The 18724-nt window shown below is 60.8% G+C and carries 20 protein-coding genes and 2 pseudogenes; 10 read left to right on the plus strand and 12 right to left on the minus strand.

What is annotated here, in order from left to right; translation table 11 throughout:
• From KQ305_RS08355 to KQ305_RS08365, 3 genes and pseudogenes are all read left to right on the plus strand, one after another.
• Positions 1–376 (plus strand): annotated as a pseudogene (locus KQ305_RS08355) (photosystem II q(b) protein); the annotation flags it as partial.
• 144 nt (positions 377–520) lie between these two features.
• Positions 521–1228, plus strand: coding sequence for an HAD family phosphatase (locus tag KQ305_RS08360; RefSeq protein WP_259724959.1), 708 nt, complete (start codon positions 521–523; stop codon positions 1226–1228).
• Between the two features lie 98 nt (positions 1229–1326).
• The gene (locus KQ305_RS08365; protein WP_259724960.1) at positions 1327–1800 is read left to right on the plus strand and encodes a pentapeptide repeat-containing protein; all 474 of its coding nucleotides are present in this window, start codon (positions 1327–1329) and stop codon (positions 1798–1800) included.
• A gap of 10 nt (positions 1801–1810) precedes the next feature.
• Here KQ305_RS08365 and KQ305_RS08370 read toward each other — a convergent pair whose 3' ends face one another.
• Entirely contained in the window at positions 1811–2155 is a 345-nt protein-coding gene (locus tag KQ305_RS08370; protein ID WP_259724961.1) for a PilZ domain-containing protein, read from the minus strand.
• A gap of 320 nt (positions 2156–2475) precedes the next feature.
• Here KQ305_RS08370 and KQ305_RS08375 point away from each other — a divergent pair, with 320 nt between their 5' ends.
• Positions 2476–2643, plus strand: coding sequence for a hypothetical protein (locus KQ305_RS08375; RefSeq protein WP_259724962.1), 168 nt, complete (start codon positions 2476–2478; stop codon positions 2641–2643).
• 22 nt (positions 2644–2665) lie between these two features.
• Here KQ305_RS08375 and KQ305_RS08380 read toward each other — a convergent pair whose 3' ends face one another.
• From KQ305_RS08380 to KQ305_RS08395, 4 genes are all read right to left on the minus strand, one after another.
• Positions 2666–3178 carry a hypothetical protein gene (locus KQ305_RS08380; protein WP_259724963.1) on the minus strand — a complete coding sequence of 171 codons (513 nt, stop codon included), beginning with the start codon at positions 3176–3178 and terminating at the stop codon, positions 2666–2668.
• 101 nt (positions 3179–3279) lie between these two features.
• Complete coding sequence (locus KQ305_RS08385) at positions 3280–3906, minus strand: DUF3598 family protein (RefSeq protein ID WP_259724964.1); 627 nt, start codon at positions 3904–3906, stop codon at positions 3280–3282.
• 544 nt (positions 3907–4450) lie between these two features.
• Positions 4451–5731: an organoarsenical effux MFS transporter ArsJ gene (arsJ, locus tag KQ305_RS08390; RefSeq protein WP_259724965.1), complete on the minus strand. Its 1281-nt coding sequence runs from the start codon at positions 5729–5731 to the stop codon at positions 4451–4453.
• Between the two features lie 7 nt (positions 5732–5738).
• Positions 5739–6773: an ArsJ-associated glyceraldehyde-3-phosphate dehydrogenase gene (locus KQ305_RS08395; protein WP_259724966.1), complete on the minus strand. Its 1035-nt coding sequence runs from the start codon at positions 6771–6773 to the stop codon at positions 5739–5741.
• A 53-nt stretch (positions 6774–6826) separates the two neighbouring features.
• On the opposite strand from KQ305_RS08395, the gene KQ305_RS08400 reads away from it, so the two are divergent.
• Both KQ305_RS08400 and KQ305_RS08405 read left to right on the plus strand, forming a co-directional pair.
• Positions 6827–7180: a helix-turn-helix transcriptional regulator gene (locus tag KQ305_RS08400; RefSeq protein WP_259724967.1), complete on the plus strand. Its 354-nt coding sequence runs from the start codon at positions 6827–6829 to the stop codon at positions 7178–7180.
• Positions 7181–7224: 44 nt separating this feature from the next.
• On the plus strand, positions 7225–7629 hold the full coding sequence (locus KQ305_RS08405) for a YccF domain-containing protein (protein ID WP_259724968.1): 405 nt from the start codon (positions 7225–7227) through the stop codon (positions 7627–7629).
• On the opposite strand, the gene KQ305_RS08410 is transcribed toward KQ305_RS08405, so the two are convergent.
• Together KQ305_RS08410 and KQ305_RS08415 are read right to left on the minus strand one after the other, a co-directional pair.
• Positions 7626–8048 (minus strand): type II toxin-antitoxin system VapC family toxin, encoded by a 423-nt coding sequence (locus tag KQ305_RS08410; RefSeq protein ID WP_259724969.1) that lies wholly within the window; start codon positions 8046–8048, stop codon positions 7626–7628. The two genes, KQ305_RS08405 and KQ305_RS08410, sit on opposite strands and share 4 nt — an antisense overlap.
• A 13-nt stretch (positions 8049–8061) precedes the next feature.
• Complete coding sequence (locus KQ305_RS08415; protein ID WP_259724970.1) at positions 8062–8373, minus strand: AbrB/MazE/SpoVT family DNA-binding domain-containing protein; 312 nt, start codon at positions 8371–8373, stop codon at positions 8062–8064.
• A 300-nt stretch (positions 8374–8673) separates the two neighbouring features.
• On the opposite strand from KQ305_RS08415, the gene KQ305_RS08420 reads away from it, so the two are divergent.
• Positions 8674–9267 (plus strand): hypothetical protein, encoded by a 594-nt coding sequence (locus KQ305_RS08420; protein ID WP_259724971.1) that lies wholly within the window; start codon positions 8674–8676, stop codon positions 9265–9267.
• 33 nt (positions 9268–9300) lie between these two features.
• Here KQ305_RS08420 and KQ305_RS08425 read toward each other — a convergent pair whose 3' ends face one another.
• The 3 genes from KQ305_RS08425 to KQ305_RS08435 form a co-directional block, all read right to left on the minus strand.
• The gene (locus KQ305_RS08425) at positions 9301–10521 is read right to left on the minus strand and encodes a GIY-YIG nuclease family protein (RefSeq protein ID WP_259724972.1); all 1221 of its coding nucleotides are present in this window, start codon (positions 10519–10521) and stop codon (positions 9301–9303) included.
• A gap of 1208 nt (positions 10522–11729) precedes the next feature.
• The gene (locus KQ305_RS08430) at positions 11730–12752 is read right to left on the minus strand and encodes a hypothetical protein (protein WP_259724973.1); all 1023 of its coding nucleotides are present in this window, start codon (positions 12750–12752) and stop codon (positions 11730–11732) included.
• Positions 12753–12824: 72 nt separating this feature from the next.
• The gene (locus KQ305_RS08435) at positions 12825–13436 is read right to left on the minus strand and encodes a site-specific integrase (RefSeq protein WP_259724974.1); all 612 of its coding nucleotides are present in this window, start codon (positions 13434–13436) and stop codon (positions 12825–12827) included.
• A gap of 518 nt (positions 13437–13954) precedes the next feature.
• Between KQ305_RS08435 and KQ305_RS08440 the strand changes: the two genes are divergently transcribed.
• The gene (locus tag KQ305_RS08440; protein ID WP_259724975.1) at positions 13955–14281 is read left to right on the plus strand and encodes a hypothetical protein; all 327 of its coding nucleotides are present in this window, start codon (positions 13955–13957) and stop codon (positions 14279–14281) included.
• A 134-nt stretch (positions 14282–14415) separates the two neighbouring features.
• Here KQ305_RS08440 and KQ305_RS08445 read toward each other — a convergent pair whose 3' ends face one another.
• Together KQ305_RS08445 and KQ305_RS08450 are read right to left on the minus strand one after the other, a co-directional pair.
• Positions 14416–14940, minus strand: coding sequence for a hypothetical protein (locus tag KQ305_RS08445; RefSeq protein WP_259724976.1), 525 nt, complete (start codon positions 14938–14940; stop codon positions 14416–14418).
• 269 nt (positions 14941–15209) lie between these two features.
• On the minus strand, positions 15210–15389 hold the full coding sequence (locus tag KQ305_RS08450) for a hypothetical protein (protein WP_259724977.1): 180 nt from the start codon (positions 15387–15389) through the stop codon (positions 15210–15212).
• 1209 nt (positions 15390–16598) lie between these two features.
• Here KQ305_RS08450 and KQ305_RS15435 point away from each other — a divergent pair.
• Together KQ305_RS15435 and KQ305_RS08455 are read left to right on the plus strand one after the other, a co-directional pair.
• Positions 16599–17588: pseudogene (locus KQ305_RS15435) on the plus strand (zinc-ribbon domain-containing protein); the annotation flags it as partial.
• Between the two features lie 24 nt (positions 17589–17612).
• Positions 17613–18719, plus strand: coding sequence for a zinc-ribbon domain-containing protein (locus KQ305_RS08455; protein ID WP_259724978.1), 1107 nt, complete (start codon positions 17613–17615; stop codon positions 18717–18719).
• The last annotated feature ends 5 nt before the right edge of the window (positions 18720–18724 follow it).

The raw sequence follows: 18724 nt of genomic DNA on the forward strand, positions 1-18724 counted from the left end.
CGGCTACAAGTTCGGCCAAGAGGAAGAGACCTACAACATCGTGGCTGCCCACGGTTACTTCGGTCGCCTGATCTTCCAATACGCCTCGTTCAACAACAGCCGCAGCCTGCACTTCTTCCTGGCTGCCTGGCCGGTGATCGGCATCTGGTTCACCGCCCTGGGCGTGAGCACGATGGCCTTCAACCTGAACGGCTTCAACTTCAACCAGTCGATCCTGGATGGCCAGGGACGGGTGATCAACACCTGGGCCGACGTGCTCAACCGTGCCGGTCTGGGCATGGAAGTGATGCACGAGCGCAACGCGCACAACTTCCCGCTCGATCTGGCGGCTGCCAGCGCCACCCCTGTGGCCCTGACCGCCCCGGCCATCGGCTGATCTTGCTCCCCTTCCGAGCTATGAGCCCCCTGTGCAAGCAGGGGGCTTTTTCATGGTCGTCACATGGCCTTCATCCGCAGCCAGGATCTGCCGCCCCAGAGGCGAGTTGTCCGAGCCTTGTCTGCAACGACTGCAGGCAACGCCATGACGGCTGACGCTCACCATGACCCCTTGCCCTCCTGGCGGGAGGGGGCCGTCAAGAACGGCCTGCTCAACTTCGTTGAAAGTGTGAGCAACCCTGGCAGCCCCGACTTCGTCGCGCCGGATGAACGGATCGCCGTGTTTGACAACGACGGCACGCTCTGGTCGGAGCAGCCGATGTACGTGCAGATGGCCTTTGCCCTTGAAAGGGCCAGGCAGCTGGTGGTCGAGCGCAGCGACCTGGCCCGGGATCCGCTCGTGGTCGCGGCGGCGGCCGAAGACATGGACACCCTGATGGGCGTTCCTTACACCGAGCTCGTTTACCAGCCGATGCTGGAACTGCTGGCCTACATGCGCGCCAGGAATTTCAGCAACTGGATCGTGACCGGCGGTGGTGCAGAGTTCGTGCGGCTGTTCGCCGAAGCGGCCTACGGCATTCCACCGGATCGGGTGATCGGCTCGACCTTGCTGTTGCGCTACGGCGACGAGGACGGCCAGCCAACCCTGCGGCGCGAACCCGTGGTCGATTTCATCAACGATGGTGATGGCAAGCCGGTGGGCCTTCAGCGGGCGATCGGTCGCCGCCCGATCGCAGCCTTTGGTAACTCCGATGGCGACCTTGCAATGCTTCGCTGGACCACCGCTGGTGCAGGGCGGCGATTGGAGCCAGGTGTTTGGCTCTTCCCTGGACCAAGGGTGACCCTTCGATGATCAGGCGTTCCCCCCCTTCCACCTGGTAGGAACGGTAGTGCCGTCGGCGCGCTTCGCCGTTCTTCCGCCTGCTGGATCGCTCCTTCGGATTCAGGGTCTTGGTCGCGGCAACGCTCTCCTTTGGAAGGCTTGCCCTGGCCAACCGTTTCGAACATTGTCATGATCCAGCGTGCCAACCCGATGGCCTGACCAGCGACTTTCTGGACATCGTCAGCATCGGCAATGTTGCGTCATTCAGTAGTGTTACCGCCGCCATCGTTTACCTGCTCGAAGCCACCAAGCGCAAAGAGCGGGAGCACCATGAACTGTTTGAACGTCTGCTGGTCCAGCGCCAGGCAAGCGCTTCCAACAGCCTCGGTCGGCTGAGGACTCTTGAGAATCTCTCCGCCGCAGGACTCTGGCAAGACGACTTCGATCTGGTCAGGGCTGACTTCAGTCATTCCGATCTGACCGGCGCTGATCTCAGAGGCGCCAATGATGCAGGGGCCAATGCCCCGGGAGCTGAACTGAACCAGATGCGCTTTGACGGGCGGCTTCAGGGCCAGGGCGGCTCAGACGTTGCCAACGGCTGAAGGTGCAGCCTCAGCCGACAAGCCTGGTCAGGGCCTCCTGCGATAGGGACGAATTGACGAAAGACAGGCCCGCGTAGGTGTTGAACCCGGTGTCCCTCACCCAGCACACCTTGCAGCGGAGGCTGATCCTCGAAGCCGTGTCGTACTCGAGCACCAGGATGACAACGTCATCGTCCTCTTCGACGTCAAGAGTCCCCTGTCGCACCACACAGGCCCCCTTCTCGCTGACGTCGCGAAGGTTGACGAACACCGACTGCTTGGAGGCCAGCTTCAGGCTGACGGAGACACCGACAGGGACATGGAGCCTTGGAGCACGGCGTTTCTCCTCAGGATGCAGATCGTTATCGTTGGTCATGAATGGCGCGACAGCCATCGCAATGGAGTGATCCGGTGTAATCCGGAAATTCTAGGTCTGGTTTTTTCCCAAGGCCACCACCTGCGTTCTGTAGGTTTTTGATCCGGCCCAGGCTGGAGCCGCATGGAGATCGGCTATGGTTGTTACATCCGGCAGAAGCCGGCGAACCTGTAGTTCGCCTTCGCCGGATCCAGCACCGAGCCGCCCCGCGCTTCCTGGGGACGGTCCACCAGGTCCAGCAACGACTGCCGTGTGCGATTCCCCGCGTGGGAACGGCAGCCTCCCGGTGCGAGATCCATATCCCCTTGTTCTCATTTCCTATGAACACCCTTTCCAGGCGTCCGTCGCCCTCGACTCGTCCCAGTTCGTCCCCTGCCGTCTCCAGCAGGGGCACCGCCTATCCCAGTTGCCTGCTGGTGGCCAGGCCGCCGCGCCACGACCCCTCCCAGCACCTCCTCACCTGGGAGGACCTGCTCGGCCGCCGCTGACGCTGCGTCCCTACCTGGCCGATCAATCGTCGTCGTCGTCCCAGCCGCGGTGTTTCTCCAGCCCGTAGGCGCGCCCGGGGGGTGCCAACAGCACGCGATTGTCGTTCCGCTGGAAAGCACGCCAGCGATCGCGTGCCTCCTTGGCCTGCCTGGCCTGGGCGGCCCGCACCCGCGGCGCGTAGACGTTGCGGTACCAGTCGTCTCGGACGAACTGCACCGGCATGTTGCAAGCCTGATAAAGGCCGCAATAGCGCCCCCAGTCCCGGGCTTGATTCATGGGCACCCGCAGGTAGACCGGCTGAGTGGCGGCCTGGGTCCAGCGGTCGCGTCCCCTGGAATCGGGCCTGACGATGACCGGCCCGTAGCCGTAAACCGGCGGCGGGGTCTGGTTGCCGAGGTTGATCGGGCCGAAATATCCGGGCTGGCCCAGTTGCAGGGTCAGGGAGGTCTGGGCCTGGACCGGGGTGTAGACGATGCCAGCGCCACAGACCACCACCAGGGCGGCATGGAACAGGCGAGATGAACGGCTGATCATGGTGGAAGCTCCGTTGCCCCCCAAGACAAACGCTTCCGGATGACTCACCGCTTACCGGCGTGGGGGCCACCTGTGACCGGACGTGACAGGTCGGCGAGTCGTCAGGTGGCTGGGAGCGGCTCCAGCAGGCCATAGGGGGAGTAGTGACGTTCGATCCGGCAGCGGACATCGGCGTCAACCTGCCAGGTGAGCGACACCTGCACGGGCCCTGGCTGGGTTGGGTGATGAACGATCACCACCTCCACGTTGCCGTCCAGGCTCCAGCAGGTGGCGGATTCACCGTCCACCTCCATGGACTGCAGGCTGGCGATCAGTGGCGCGTCGGGGCCGGAATCCGTGACGCCCGGCCGCCATTCCCTGGCATAGGTGAGGCTGTCGACGCTGTCGACGCCATGGCGCAGCACGATCCGGCGGCGGCGGTCGCCGTGGGCGACGCACAGCTCGGCGATCCAGGGCCAGGGGCCGGTGCGATCGATGCCCAGGCTCCAGTGGCCGGCGGTACTGATCTGCATGGCCGCGGGCGGCTCGCTGAAGCGCATCGGCACGGTGCGCCCGGAGCTGAGGTAGGTGAGGGCGGCTTCGATGGTGCCGTCCTGGTCGGTGACCAGCAGGCGGGTGGGGAAACGTTCGATCTCGCGGCCATCGGGGCCCAGGCGGGCGAACAGTCCCTCCCAGCAGCCACCGTTCACCTCCATCAACCTCTGTCGGGGTGGGGCGCTCAACGTCATGGATGGCAGGGGGGAAGGCCCCCAGCATGGCGACATCAACCCGGCCAGCGAGACGTGGCTGACGGGGACTACCCGCCCATGGGGCTTGCCATTATCCGGCGCACCGCGAATGAATCTGGCCGGTTGGGCTGATTGTGTTCTGAGCCGTAGGCAAGACAACTCAAAACGATTAAACGAAATAGGCCACGATGAGTACCAAAATCAGCACACCCAGGACCTCCACTCCAGAAATCCTGTAAAGGGGATGGCTGTCTTCGGCGAGCGTGAAGAGCCGATAGCGGCGCCTGATGGTGCGTTTCCTCAATATCTGAGTTGATTGCCGCTTTTGCATAGCCCATCTCTGCCAGCGGCCAACGGCAGTCACGACGGCAGATGCTGCCGGATCGCGACCGCAGCAACACGGCTGGGTAATGCGGAAAATCATGTGATCTTAGCCGCCCTTTTAGGCTGTGAGTGCTTTGTTCACACCACGTTTCACTCCGGCGACCAGGCTCCGATGCGGGGCCATCACCATGGAGCTAGGCGCCACGCCTTCCTACCCGGTTTAGGAGTGCGCCGGGGGTTGGGGTTGCTGCCTCGGCGGCGCAGGCAGACGGGTGCTCACCAGCCAGGCCAGCCCCACCAGCAAGGCGGAGCTCCACAGGCAAGCCTGCAGACCTCCCACAAGGAAGAGCCCGCCCGAGAGCACCGTGCCGAGCAGGCGGCCACCGGCATTGGCCATGTAGTAAAAGCCGACATTCATGCTCACCGATTCGGCATCCGTATAGGCCAGGATCATGTAGCTGTGGATGGAGGAATTCATGGCGAACACCACGCCGAAGGCCGCCAATCCCACCACCACCGCCACACCGGGATTCCCCACCTCGCGCCAGAGGGCGATGGCGATCAGGGCCGGAATGGCGGTGAGCAGACCGCTCCAGAATGTCACGGCGGAGACACCTGGAGGAGCGCTCTGGCCCCAACTGCGCCGCAGGGCTGGAGCCGACCCCTGCACCACGCCATAACCCATCACCCACAGGCCCATGAAGCCCCCCACCTCCCAGTAGCGCCAGCCGAGCGTGGTCTGCAGGAACACCGGCAGGGCCACGACAAACCACACATCCCTGGCGCCGAAAAGGAAGAACCGGGCCAGCGAGATCACGTTGATGCCGCGGGACTTGGAGAACAACGCTGTGAAGGCGGGCTTTTCCTTCATCCTGCCGATCTCCCCGGGCAGCACCAGGGTGAGCAGGAAGGCCAGGAACAGGCCGGCCGCCATGGCACCGACGGCGGCATTGAATCCAATCGTGGCGAGCAGCAGGCCGCCGAGGAAGAACCCCACCCCTTTGAGGGCGTTCTTGGAGCCGGTGAGGATCGCCACCCACTGGAACAGCTGATTCTCGCCCTTACTGTGGTCGTCGGGGGTTTCCGGAACCACGGACTTGATGGCACTTTTGGCGCTCATCTTGTTGAGATCCTTGGCGATGCCACTGAGGGCCTGGGCCACCATCACGTAGGCCACGCTCCACCATTTCGGCCAGCTGTCGGCGACGGGCACCAGCATCAGCAGGGCCGCCACCTGCATCAAGGTGCCGGCCCAGAGGGTGAGGCGCAGGCCGAAACGGGCCCCCAGCCAACCGCCGTAGAGGTTGGTGATGATGCCGAAGAATTCGTAGAAGAGAAACAGAAAGGCGATCTCCAGGGTGCTGTAGCCCAGCTCCCGGAAGTGGAACACCACCAGCATGCGCAAGGCGCCGTCGGTGAGGGTGAAGCACCAGTAGTTGGCCGTGACGACGCCGTACTGCTGCAGGGCCGTGAGCGAATGGCCTAATCCGTGCAGTTTCATGGCCCGATCACGCCCCCACGGGCCCATCCAGGCCGACCACATGGCAGGCCAGATCCGCCATCCGGCAGCTGTAGCCCCATTCGTTGTCGTACCAGGCGTAGACCTTCAGCTGGGTGCCATTGATCACCATCGTGGAGAGCGCATCGACGATCGAACTGCGGCAGTCGTTGAGGTAGTCGACCGACACCAGGGGCCGCTCCTCATAGCCCAGGATGCCCAGCAGCGGGCCCTCCGCCGCCGCCGCGAAAGCGCCGTTCACCTCCTCCACCGTCACGGCGCGCTCCAGCTCGAACACCGCATCGGTGAGCGAGGCATTGAGCAGGGGCACGCGCACGGCGTGGCCGTTGAGCTTGCCCTGCAGCTCCGGGAAGATCAGGCCGATGGCCTTGGCCGAGCCGGTGGTGGTGGGAATCAGGCTCTGCATGCAGGAGCGGGCCCGGCGCAGATCGCTCTTGAAGCTGTCGATCACCACCTGGGTGTTGGTGATGTTGTGCAGGGTGGTGATCGAGCCATGGCGGATGCCGAAGCTCTGCTGCACCACCTGAACCACCGGCGCCAGGCAGTTGGTGGTGCAGGAGGCGGCGGTGAGGATCCGGTGCCGTTCCGGCCGGTAGGTGCCGTGGTTGATGCCGAAGACGATGTTGGGGATTTCGATGCCGTCCAGCTCGCCCTTCACGGGGCAGGCCACGATCACCCGTCGAACGCCGGCCTGTTGCAGGTAGGGGGCGAGGGTCTCGGGGGTCTTGAATTTGCCGCTGCACTCGAGCACCAGTTCCACCCCCGCCGCCTGCCAGGGCACCTGCGCCGGATCGCTCTGCCGCGACCATCCCACCCGGGTTTCGTCCACCGTGAAACCATCGCCATCGGCCACGGCCGGCCGGCTCCAGCGGCCATGCACCGAGTCGAACTCCAGCAGGTGGGCCGCGGTGGCGGCGTCGCCGGCGTTGTCGTTGACGTGCACCAGCTCGATGCCCGGCCGGCCCCAGAGGGCACGGAACACCAGCCGTCCGATCCGCCCGAAGCCGTTGATGCCGATCTTCACAGCGCCTGCCGCGACATCTCCCTATCGTCACATCAGCCACAGTTGATGGATTTATGGCCGGATTAAGGACGGCCCGCTCCTCCTCGGCTCTCTGTGAGCCGGCCCCCCTGCAGGCCGATGAGGCGCGCCTGCTGCTGCGGGCCCTGGCCGATCCGATCCGTCTGCAGGTGATCGAGGCCCTGGGCGACGGCGAACGCTGCGTCTGCGACCTCACCGGTGAGCTGGGCCTGGCCCAGTCGAAGCTCTCGTTTCACCTCAAGGTGCTCAAGGACACGGGCCTGCTGGCTGACCGCCAGAGCGGCCGCTGGGTGTATTACCGCCTGCAACCCGACGCCCTGGAGCGCCTGCGGGCCTGGCTCGCTGACCTGGCGGCCAGCTGCACCGCCCCGGCCCAGCCCTGCTGCTGAGGGTCCGGGCGGCGCCATGCTGGGGCGCAGCACCGGCTCTCCCCATGCTGCGCTTCCTGCTCAATCTCCTCTGGTTCGTGCTCGGGGGCTTCGTGATGGGTCTGGGCTGGTGGCTGGCCGGACTGGTGGCGGCGGTCACGATCGTGGGGATCCCCTGGGCCCGGGCCTGCTTCGTGATCGGCAACTTCTCCTTCTGGCCGTTCGGCTACGAGGCTGTCAGCCGCCGGGAGCTCACCGGCCGCATGGATTTCGGCACCGGACCTCTGGGGCTGATCGGCAACGTGATCTGGTTCCTGCTGGCCGGCTGGTGGCTGGCGATCGGCCATCTCAGCGCAGCGGTGGCCTGTTTCGTGACGATCGTGGGCATCCCCTTCGGCATCCAGCACATCAAGCTGGCCCTGATCGCCCTGGCCCCGATCGGCCTGCAGGTGGTGCCGGTGCGGCGCTAATCCAGTGCTGGAGCCAGGCCCAGGGCCGCGGCGGCCTGTCGCATCCGGCCGTCGAAGCTGGCCAGATGGGAGCAGCGGCTGTGCAGGGCCACCGCCAGGTGAAGGGCATCACCGGCCCGCAATCCGAGAGCTGGATCCTGAAGCAGCTCGGCCGCCTGGCGGAAACGGTCCCGGTCGAGGGAGCGCAGTTCCACCCCGCCCAGCAGCAGACGCTCGAAATGCTCTCCGGCAGCCATACGGGCCTCCGGGCTGAGGCCGTGGTGGCGCTGCTTGATGCCGAGGGCGCTGCGGGTCTCGGTGATCAGCCAGTCGCTGCTGATCAGGGTGCCGCGGCACTGCTCCAGCCACGCCAGCGCCCGTGGGCTGAGCGCTTCCGGGGTCAGCAGGGCGACCACGACGCTGGTGTCCAGGTAGATCACCGGTGGCCCTGCCTCACCAGCGCTCCTGGCCCCGGCACGCTTCCATCACCGAAGCGGTGAGGGGCATGGTGGCCTGCAGCTGGCGCAGCTCGGCGGCAAGCGCGGTGCGATCCAGTCGTTGCAGGGGCTCCAGGCTCAGTCGGCCGCCGGGCCCAACGACGATCTCGATCGGGTCACCTTCCCGTAGCCCGGCTTGACGCAGGCACTCGGCAGGGATCCGGACAGCAAGACTGTTGCCCCATCGGCGGATCGCCTGCTGGAAGTGCCGGACAGGATCCTCCGGTCGGCGAATGGGCTGGGGTTGATTGGCCTGGGAAGGCGTCAAGGCGTCCAGCTCGGCCGATGCCGACGCGCTGTAGATACGCGACTCTACATCTGCTGGTTGTGCTTCGAGCCATGGATCCCCACCCATTTCCACCAACGCCCCCTGATGGATTCGAACCATCGACCGGCTGCTTAGAAGGCAGACGGTCACAGCTGAGAATGCTTTCTACGAAAGGATTTCTATTGGCGGAAAGTCTCGCGGGGTCTAAAATGGGTAAGTTCTCGGCCCCTTGTGGGACGTTCTTACCATTAGAGGGCCTTTTGGGGTTGGCAGTTGGCGCAGGCTAAGAGCCCCCATTTCGTGTTCCCCCGAGAACTGACAGGCAAGCCCCTCACGACAAATGAACTGGTAAACCACGCTCAAGCAGTTGGGGGCGGGTCATGGAAGTTTGAACCAGCTCGAACAATTCGCAATTGGGCCCGCAGAAGTGCCGAGGGCACCACGATTCAGAACCGCAAGCAAGGACCTTTTCCTTTGCTCTGCCAGTCTGACGGCGCCCCAGTGACTCTTGCCGATCGCCATCGGGTGGCCATTATGCAGATCAAGCCAGACACGCAAAGAGTTGGAAGACCCCCCAAGGGGTCCGAATGGCGCTTCCGGCTTGTAGAGCCACTGATTGATCCAGACCTTGTGGCTTCCCAGCTAAGGATTAACCAGCTGGGTGGGTGGGTGCTGTTTAATCCTGAAACCAAGCAACTTGAAATCGGGGCGCTCTACCGGGACCCACAAACAAATTCATGGCGCTTCGATCGAACTCTTGAAGATGCAGAAGTATTTGGAATCGACCTGGATTTGGTTCGAGACAGTATCGTCTTGCGCAGCGGTGGCGCCTGGCGGCCGCCAACATTAGATCCCAACAAGATTCAAGAAGAACTCATTAAACAGCTGGGCTGAGAAGTCGTGATTATTCATCCTGGAGCTGCCATCTTATGAATATTTGGCTTGATCAGTGAGCAACCTGTGCACATGCTCAACCTGTTCCAAGGAAAGGCGGAAATATTCTGACTGAGGGATACGAACTGCTTTAAACTCTGAATGAAGCACCCTTTCGATTTCACGGTAGTTAGCACATCGCGCGACATTGAGAACCTCATCTGGTCTTAATTGGCTCATCCGACTGAGTAGATTTTGAGTTACTCCAATCTTAAACAAATCTCCATTTCTGACAAGATAAACAAATCCATGAGCGCCGGTATGGGGGTGATCATTTGGTGGACCGCTTGACTCTTCGAGCATCCTAAGTGCTTCAAGGAGATTGGAAACATATTCCTCCCTAACTAATCTGTTTTGAAAGTAACTGCGTTGCCACTGATCCCAGCGTTCATGATCTTCAGGGTGCATATACTTCTGTCGCAGCGAGCGATTACGGGTTGAACAAACCTCATACTCCCTGACAAAAAAGTCCAGATACTGCGTCCTTAGCCTTGCAGGAAGGTCTTGGGATTGACCACTATTCCAAGCCTTCTTAATCTCTGGGAAAGAGTCTGGCGACTCTCCGTGATATCCCATTTCTTGCAGCCCTAGTTCGAGCCATTCCCTAAGGGAGGGTTTTGTCTTTTTATTGGCCAACAAAAGCTCATTATTGGCATCTTCAACTTTTCCTCTAACTGACTTTCGCCAAAAATCAAGGGCCCACACTTGTTCGCCAAAACCAATGCCATCTAGCTCAAATGTATTCCAGTAAAGAGACTGGAGCAAAAAATCAAGCGCTGCGAAATGCTCTTTGAATGCAGTGAGCCTCTCATCTGCTCTATCTGATAAATTATCATCCCAGGGACCGACTTCTCCTTCGTGACTATTCTTCTGCTCTTCTGACAGGTACTTCAAATAAGTACAATTCATAAACTCACTGTCTAATGAAGCGTCAATGAAGTCTTGCTCCAAAGACATCGCTATAGGCCTAGTCATGAACTCAGCAAGGCTGAGCTGGAGCAATATGTTGAGTTCTATTCTTCGTTCGCTTGGCATCCAGTCATTCCTCAGTTCATTGAGCCCTGATTTGATTCCTTGAAATTCTATGGCAATCCCCGATATTTCTTCTACACTTGGGACAAACAATGAAGCCTTTCCGCCAGCCCTAAGCCAGTCAGGAGGGTTCTCGACTATGGCCAGATACCTCTTTGTCAGTACAGCTGGGAGTGCACTCATGTCTTTCATGAAGTCCGACTAACCAGAAGTTATTTGGATTGTACCTGACCCTCAAGCATGGGTCTCTTTCGGCCATGAGATATTGGCTTCTGCATCAAGGGCCACGCTGGCATCATCCGGTCAAGGTGTGGCTGACCATTGGAACCTATTGATAGGATGAGTCAGCTTGTAGCGAACATCGGCCCTTCTGAACCCAGCCGCCAGCTGCACTAAGCGATCGACCACCAGGGCCTAGATCGCCTCCGATCTGCTCAGGTTCTGGACGTTCGCCGCAGCCCGACACCTCGGCTCGTCAGCAGCAGGCCGGCGATACTCCGGGTGTTGTGGATTCCAAGGCTCCCCACAGTGCCCACAGCGCCAGGGGTCTTCGCCTTCGTTTTCGAGCCAGTCGGCCCACCACTCCATGCTGGTGGGGTCATGGACTGGGAAATCACGGGTAATCACAGTTTCGACCGCGCATTGAACGGCCAGCAGCTGAGCAGGCTCCAGCGGCGGCCAGCCCTGAGCAGCCAGCTCACGATTAACGATTGGCGTCATGGGGGCCCACAACGTGGCCACGATGTCAACAGGCTTGGGTTCAGGGCGTGAGGAGCTGTTAATTCGAAGCCGAGTGCAGGCAGCCACACGGTCGGCCAGTGGGGGCAAACCTGCTGGGGCCAGTTCCAGGAGGCGCTTCCCTGTTGGGCTGGATCGCAGGTAGTCCCTGAGGCTTCCATCTGTGATCAAACGGTAAAGCTGGCTCCTGTTGCGGCCGATACGCAAAGCTGCTTCTGAAATTGAATGTGCTGTCATTTGCAGGTAACTCTTAGGTTGTTAATGGAACACGGGGTAGGGGTTGGCATGGCTTTTCTGAGTTGTTTGTATCCTCATGTCTCATACTTCTGGTGAGCTAAATAAACAATGAGTGCGGATAGAATCAATCCCCTCTATGCAGCGCTCAAAGGGACCCGCACTCTCACGCCAGCGGAGCACGACTGCCTAACCGCTCTAGGCCCTGGGCCAGCAGGGCACGGGCCAGGGCAGCGCGGGGGCAGCGCATTCGATCCGCCCACTCCTGCAGCTCAGTCGCCATCGGTGCCGGCAGCTTCAGCGGGACCGAAACCATCGGCTCACCAGGCCGGCGCATGTCTGGCAATACGAAAGGATCCAAAGAGGCCACCAAAGAGCACCCTTCAGGCTAGGTATCTCGAATGGGCCAGCTCCAGCCATCAACCGATTAGCGCGGCGATCGACTCCCTCAGCAGCTCCAGGTTCTCGTTCACGATCACGTTCGCGGGCCGCTTCGGGGTGATCTCACCAGCCAGCAGCCCCACCAGATCGGCCAAGGGGCCAGGGTGATTCACCAACTCTCCGAAGTAGGCGGCGCTGGTTTGCACCTGGGCCCTTGCCTGCCGGCTTCCTTCGGTGTCGATCACATTCCCTGCCGCGGCCAGCACGCTTGCCCCCTTTGGGAACGCTGCAGCAGAGAGGTCCCTGATCTCGGAGCGCAACCGGGCACGAATGGCGGCGCGAATCTCCAGCATCGGCTCCAGGTCGCTGCTCTCCAGTAGGTCCTCACAACCAGGCAGGCAGTTCTCGGTGAAGGGGCGAAGGTGTGCAAGGCGGGCGATCTCGGCGGCTTCCCTGGCCTTGGCGGCGGTCCAGTCGTTGCGGAGGGCCAGCTGGGCCAGCTGCCGTTGGATCGTGGCCGGGGCCTGGCTGCTGCCGATGGCGGCCGCCACATCCAGGGGCAGCTTCCCGATCGCCGCGGCCTGGAACAGATCAGGCGGTAGGTGAACCAGCTCCAGCGCCGTTCGTGTCGTTCGGCCGTCCCTCGGCACCCCGTAGGCGGCCAGCTCCCCAGGGCCCATAGCGGTATCCCTGAATAGCTTGGCGGCGTCGATTGCGGTGCCACGCTCCTCTGCAATGTTCTGGAGGGCGCCGATGGTGCGGGCCTCGATGGCGGTTGCTGCAGATAGAAACCGCACCGCCACCAGCTCAACACCACAGCGCAGGGCAAGGGCCAGTCGGTGGTGGCCGTTGACAACGAACGGACCAGGGCTTGGGTCTGACAGATCACGCCAAACAGTCAGAACACCGGCCAGGTCAGGATTCCAGCGGGCGGCATCTTGCAGGACCGGTGTTGTACCGGCGCGGCTTGTATGGAGCTTGAACTGGAAACGCTGTGCATCGACGCGGATCGACGTGGCGGGGATCAATGCCAGTTCCATAAACCACTGAAGCCGCTGCATCCACACGGAAAGTTAGGCAGGCTCAGGCCAGCCTCTGGGGCTGGTCAGGCAGGCGGCCAGGTGCTCATCCGGTCACCTCAGCAGCAGGCCACGGGCACCCTCGGCCCGTTCCTTGGCGGCATCCTGATCGAGGTACCGCTCCAGGGCGGCCAGGCTCTGGTGGCCGGTCATGGCGGCCACCTCGCGCAGGCTCAGCCCGGCGGCATGGGCGGCAGTGGCGGCGCTTCGGCGGAAGCTATGGCTGGAGACGCCACCGACACCAACGACAGCGGCGAGGCGGGCGATCGCTGCCTGAGCACCTCTGACACTGAGCGGCTGGCCAGCGATGCCGGGAAAGATCCATCCCCGCTTCGAGGTGGGGCACACTTCGCGCCATGCCTGCAGCAGGCGGCAGGCCACGGGCGGCAAGGTCAGGCCACGCCCGACTCCTGTCTTCGTGATCTGACCAGGGATTGCCACGTTGTAGCCGTCAACGTCATCCCACGTCAGCAGGGTGACCTCACCCACGCGCATGGCCCCGGCTGTCATCAGGGCGATCAGGGCCGAGTCACGGGGACCGGCGGCCTCGATCATCGCGGTGATCTCGTCGGCATCCAGCACGGCGGCCCGCTTCACGGCGGTGGACTTCGGCGCCTTGTCCCTGAGGAGGGCACGTTCGGCGGAACGGCGGGAGGCGGCGGCCATGGGGCGGGTGATCGGGCTCCTCCTATTATGCGTCTTCTAGACAAAAGGCGCAACTCTGCCCAGATCGCCTGCGGTGGTGTGGTCGCGGCGACTGCGGCGGGAGGGCGCGACTCACGGGGCCGTTATTGAGAATCGTCTGGGGAGTCTGGCGACGCTGCAGACACTGACAATCGGATCAGCGTCTGGCGGAGTCGGCAGAGTCCGCGGACTGCAGCCGCCAGCAGTTCCAGCCGGTACGGGTCGCCGTGATCCCGCCACGGGTGAGGGGCGAGGATCCGGGCCTGACCCCAAGGATCCAGGCGGTTTCGGCGGTGCTTAGACCCAGCCCTGACCGGATCGCTCGCTAGGCGGCCTCCAGGCAGGCCGGGAAGGGGCCAGCCTCGGCGGACTGGGCGACGCTGCCGGTCCTGCCGTCACCGCCGTCAGGGCTGTCTGTGGAGTCTGGCGATCCTGCAGACCGCCTTGGAGGTCAGCGATCCGTATTTCGCCCCGGCCGACCCAGGCAGGCGGTCGCAGTCGTGGAGGTCGAGGGCCAGCTCGACGCCGATGGGATCCTGGAAGGACAGCATGCCGTAGGCGCCGGGATGGTCAGGGCCGCGGCACACTTCGAACATATCAAGACCAGGCGAACCTGGGGGGCGCTGTCCATGTTCCACCCGCTCCGCTGGCGCTCCAGGGTGGCCGGCGACAACCTTGCGACCTGGATGCTGCGGCAGGGCCGAGACGAAGGGCGCTGGGCGCGGGGGTACGCCATCGCCTCATATAGATCCTGTGGAGGTTATGGACAGATGCAGTGGTCGGCGTCGCCTTCGGTGATCAAGATGTTCACCGGCGCTACGGTCTGACGGTTGGGGCTCCTCGGGTCGTCGAGGTTGAGGACAACCTCAACCGGGGGCGGTTCAGGTTCTGGATGCTCAGAGCGGGCCTCATGCAATGCAAGGTTGTTCCTGTCCAACCCGAAACACGAGCGTTGGCGTCTTTAGGGCTCTCCTGAGAAACGTAAGTCTTCTGGAAGACGAAGGGTGAAGCTTCCGTGTTTCAAGTAGTACTCTGCTACCTTAACGCGCTGTTGCCAGTATTGGATCTTTTGTTTGTCACTAATAGCAATTGCTGCAGCAAGCTCATCCTCAGCGGTAGCCAAAAGATGCTCAATTATTTGCTGAACTCTAGCTTGGTATAGCCCACGCGCCTCGTCACTCAATGCAAGGTGCTTGATCCCAAGCTCAAGTCCTGCCATGCCCATTAAGCAGAACATACAAACAGAACCCTCTACTAGCTCAATAAGCTCGTTCTCTTCTTCAGGTGTTGGTACAAAAAAGGTTTCTGTATAGCCCCCCCATCGACGCTCTTGAAGCTTTGGCACAGCCTGCCGCCACCGCTGTCCCACATGAAGAGAAAACTGCTCTGAGATCCAAGCTTCTGCTCTGGTGAGGTTGCCTCGATTTACCACTAGATCTTCAAAATGACACGATTCCCATACGAATTCTCCGATCTCAGGATTCATGGCTCGTATGATTCGCGTCTTGAGTTGTGCGATCCCAATCTTGACGAACCCTGGATAGTTTCTCATCCGTGCTAGATATAGCACGGATTCAGACGTAGCATCTCGCATTTCACCGCGCAGAAAAGCCTCAATGGAATCAAACTTGCTTTCTTGTAGAGGATCTCTAAACTTCCACCAGAACTTTTCATCAGGTCCGGTCAGGTCAGTGAGGTAATCGAGGTCGCACTCCGATTCCACTGGTTTCTAGCAATGTGGTCTACATTCTGCACTCAAGAGCCCGGCTCCAGCAGGTGGTCGCCGAAAGCCGTCGCCCCGGGGAGCAGCTCCATCAGCTGGTGCAGGCCCAGCAGCTCGGCGTATGCGTTGCTGGCAGATCCGTCTATCCTGGCCACTGCCGTCACGAACGACCCCAGAACCTGGGCCGGGGTTTGCTCGTGGCGCTTCGCCATTCGGAGCAACGTTCGGACGGCGGCCCCCTAAATCAGGGCGGTGAGGCGCTCCAGCCGGCGGACTTGCATCTCCTGATTCCGCAGGAACCTTTGGAGGCTTCGCGATGGCTGGCGGCGCGGCTCTCGCTGATCTCCGCGGTAACGGCGGCTCAGGCGGACGGTCGGGTGTGGGCGGCCCAGCCACCATCCGGGACCAGAGACGGCCGATAAGCCGGCGGCGGCAGTGCTCATCGGTGAGGGCGTGCAGCAGCAGATCCAAGGCGAGGGGGGCAGGCATCGAGGGGCAGAAGCTCCCCTCAGGGTTCCCGGGGGCGGTCAGAGATCTGTTGGTGTTCAGGTGCCAAGTCAGCCCGATCGGACGCCGGCACCCCCCTTCTGCTCAATCTTGCTGTCAATTACCAGCTTTGCCCTCTCCACGCATTCATCGAGTGTTTTAAACGGAAGGCCAGGCAGTATTCCTGTGGGTTCTTGCTCGGGCTCAGTAATCTCATACATATACCCATAACCAGGAACAGGTGTAACTGAGATATGCCAATCCTTGTAGAGGATTCCGTCCCCAAGAATGTCGGGCAATGGTGATGGGTCGTCCATGGTTCTTGACCGTTTCATTAGTGCCAGTCGTAGCTCACACGCGCCTCCACGACAAGGGGGAGAATGTCCTTCACGTAGGCGCTAAGGCGATGGCTCGCCGCTCAGGCGGGTCGCCCGCCAGTATCCCGTGCGAATTCGCCCCAGCAGGCCCTGAAATGCCGCCGCCGCCAGGCCCACTGCTCGGCCTGCCATCGCTGTTCATCCGCCCTCATCCGCTCCACCCAGGCGGCAACCTCCGGACCCATCGCGGCCAGGTCCGCCTCCAGCTACAACACCAGCTGGGGTGGTTCCAGGCTCGATCTGCCGGACATCCCACCGACTCCGCTGAGCGGAACCAGTGACCTGCTCGATCAGGTCAGGGAGGCATGGTCGCTGGTAGTTGGGCCGGGATGAGTGGAAAACCGTCTTCCCACCCGTCAGCTAGGGCGCCCGCACGCTGTCTTGGTTGGAGCGGTCCCTCCGTGGAATCACCACTGGACTGAACTGGCGCGGCAGCTGGGGCGGCTGGTGAATAAAGTTCAGAGAAAATTTAACATTGGAAGCTTTCAGTTTCAGCCATTCAGCCAGTCTGGCTCTACCTTGGACTCATAGCACTGTCGTGAACAAGACTAGGAAGTTGTGGCCAAACTAGTTCCAGGAGTCAACGACCTTGCAACGCTGTTCCCTGAGATTGCTGCACAGGCTGACGGGTGGGATCCAACAACGGTCACCGCTAAGAGTGGAAAGCGGCTTGGCTGGCGTTGTGTACGTGGTCATAAATGGGAGACTGTGGTATCGCGTAGGACTCCACCATCTAGTTGCGGATGCCCCTATTGCTCTGGCAATCGAGTACTGGAAGGCTTTAACGATCTTGCCACGTTGTACCCAGATGTAGCAAAGGAAGCAGACGGTTGGGACCCGAGGATGGTCACCGTTGGCAGCGTGAAGAAGCTGACATGGAGCTGTGAAAAGGGACACAAATGGGTTGCGACGGTATTAAATAGGACACCACCGTCGAGCACAGGTTGTCCTGTCTGTCGTGGACGAAAGCTACTAGAGGGTTACAACGATCTTGCTGCACATTTCCCTAAAGTTGCTAAACAGGCTTATGGCTGGGATCCGAGCAAGGTCAATGCCAGCAGTGTGCGGAAACTCCCTTGGCTTTGCAGTAGAGGGCATATATGGGAAGCGGTTGTTTCAAACAGGACACCACCTACGTCCACTGGCTGTCCAGTCTGTTCAGGCAGGAGAGTTCTTGCAGGCTTCAACGACTTGGCAAGCATCTATCCAGAGATAGCAGCAGAGGCTGATGGTTGGGACCCATGTACTGTGACTGTCAAGTCCGGCAAGAGGCAGTGGTGGCGATGTGTTAGGGGTCACTCATGGCATTCTCCAGTTTCTGAAAGGACCCCACCCAGTAGTAGCGGTTGTCCCATTTGTTCGGGGAGACAAGTTCTTCCAGGTTTCAACGATTTGGGAACCCTCTACCCTATGATTGCGGCACAGGCAGATGACTGGAATCCATCGACAGTTACGCCTGGTAGCCAGCGCAAAGTGGCTTGGCGATGTGCAGTTGGTCATACTTGGCGTGCGACAGTTTCTGACAGAACACCACCGGCAAATACTGGCTGCCCTGTCTGCAAAGGCAGGCAAGTGCAGGCAGGCTTCAATGACCTAGCAACCCGTTACCCTAACATTGCGGCAGAAGCCTATGGCTGGGATCCGACGACAGTTACCTCTAAATCCCACTTGAAGCTTCGTTGGCGTTGTGTGCGTGGGCATGAGTGGGAAGCAACTGTATCAACTAGAACTCCTCCAATAAGTGCTGGTTGCCCATATTGCTCTGGCAATAAAGTTCTTGCAGGCTTTAATGATCTTGCGACAGTCTATCCAGATATTGCTGCACAGGCATATGGGTGGGACCCTAAAACAGTTTCTGCAGGCAGCTGCAAAAAGCTGACCTGGCGGTGTAGAGAGGGGCATTTCTGGGTTGCACAAGTTGGGAATAGAACTCCACCCCAAGGGCTTGGTTGTCCAATCTGTTCGGGGCATCAAGTGCTTCCTGGCTTTAATGACCTGGCCACGCTGTTCCCTGAGATAGCAGCGCAAGCTGACGGGTGGGATCCATCAACGGTCACCCGTGGCAGCAAGCAAAAGCATCTTTGGCGATGCTGGCTTGGACACACTTATCGTGCCAGCATCGGCAGTAGGACCCCGCCTAGAAACTCAGGGTGTCCATTTTGCGCAGGCAAACAAGTACTTGCTGGATTTAATGATTTAGCAACCTTGTTTCCTGAGGTAGCTAATCAAGCAGATAAATGGGACCCCGCTTCAGTGGCTGGAAAATCAAGCAAGATGATGCCTTGGCGTTGCAAGAAAGGCCACACATGGAATGCGACTGTAGTTAACCGCACTGGGAATAGTAGTGGCTGCCCAGAGTGTGCCGAGTTTGGTTTCAAGCGAGAACTGCCAGCTTGGTTCTACTTGCTTGAACGGCCAGGTGAACAACAGCTAGGCATCACCAACCGAAGGGAAGGTCGCGTCTATGAGCATTACCTAAACGGTTGGGTGCTGATAGAGATGATTGGCCCCTTCCCTGGTGAAATTGTCCTAGCGACTGAGATTAGATTCAAGAAGTGGCTTCGGAAGGAAGTCGGCCTCGTGCCAGGCACCCATGAAAACTGGTTTACTGCTCGGATGGAAGTGCAGTCGCTGGCAGAATTGAAGGAAAGAAGCGGCATCGAGACCGACCTTTTCTAACCTTG

Origin of the sequence: Synechococcus sp. CS-1332 (assembly GCF_025127995.1) — a bacterium.
Classification (GTDB): Bacteria; Cyanobacteriota; Cyanobacteriia; order PCC-6307; family Cyanobiaceae; genus Cyanobium.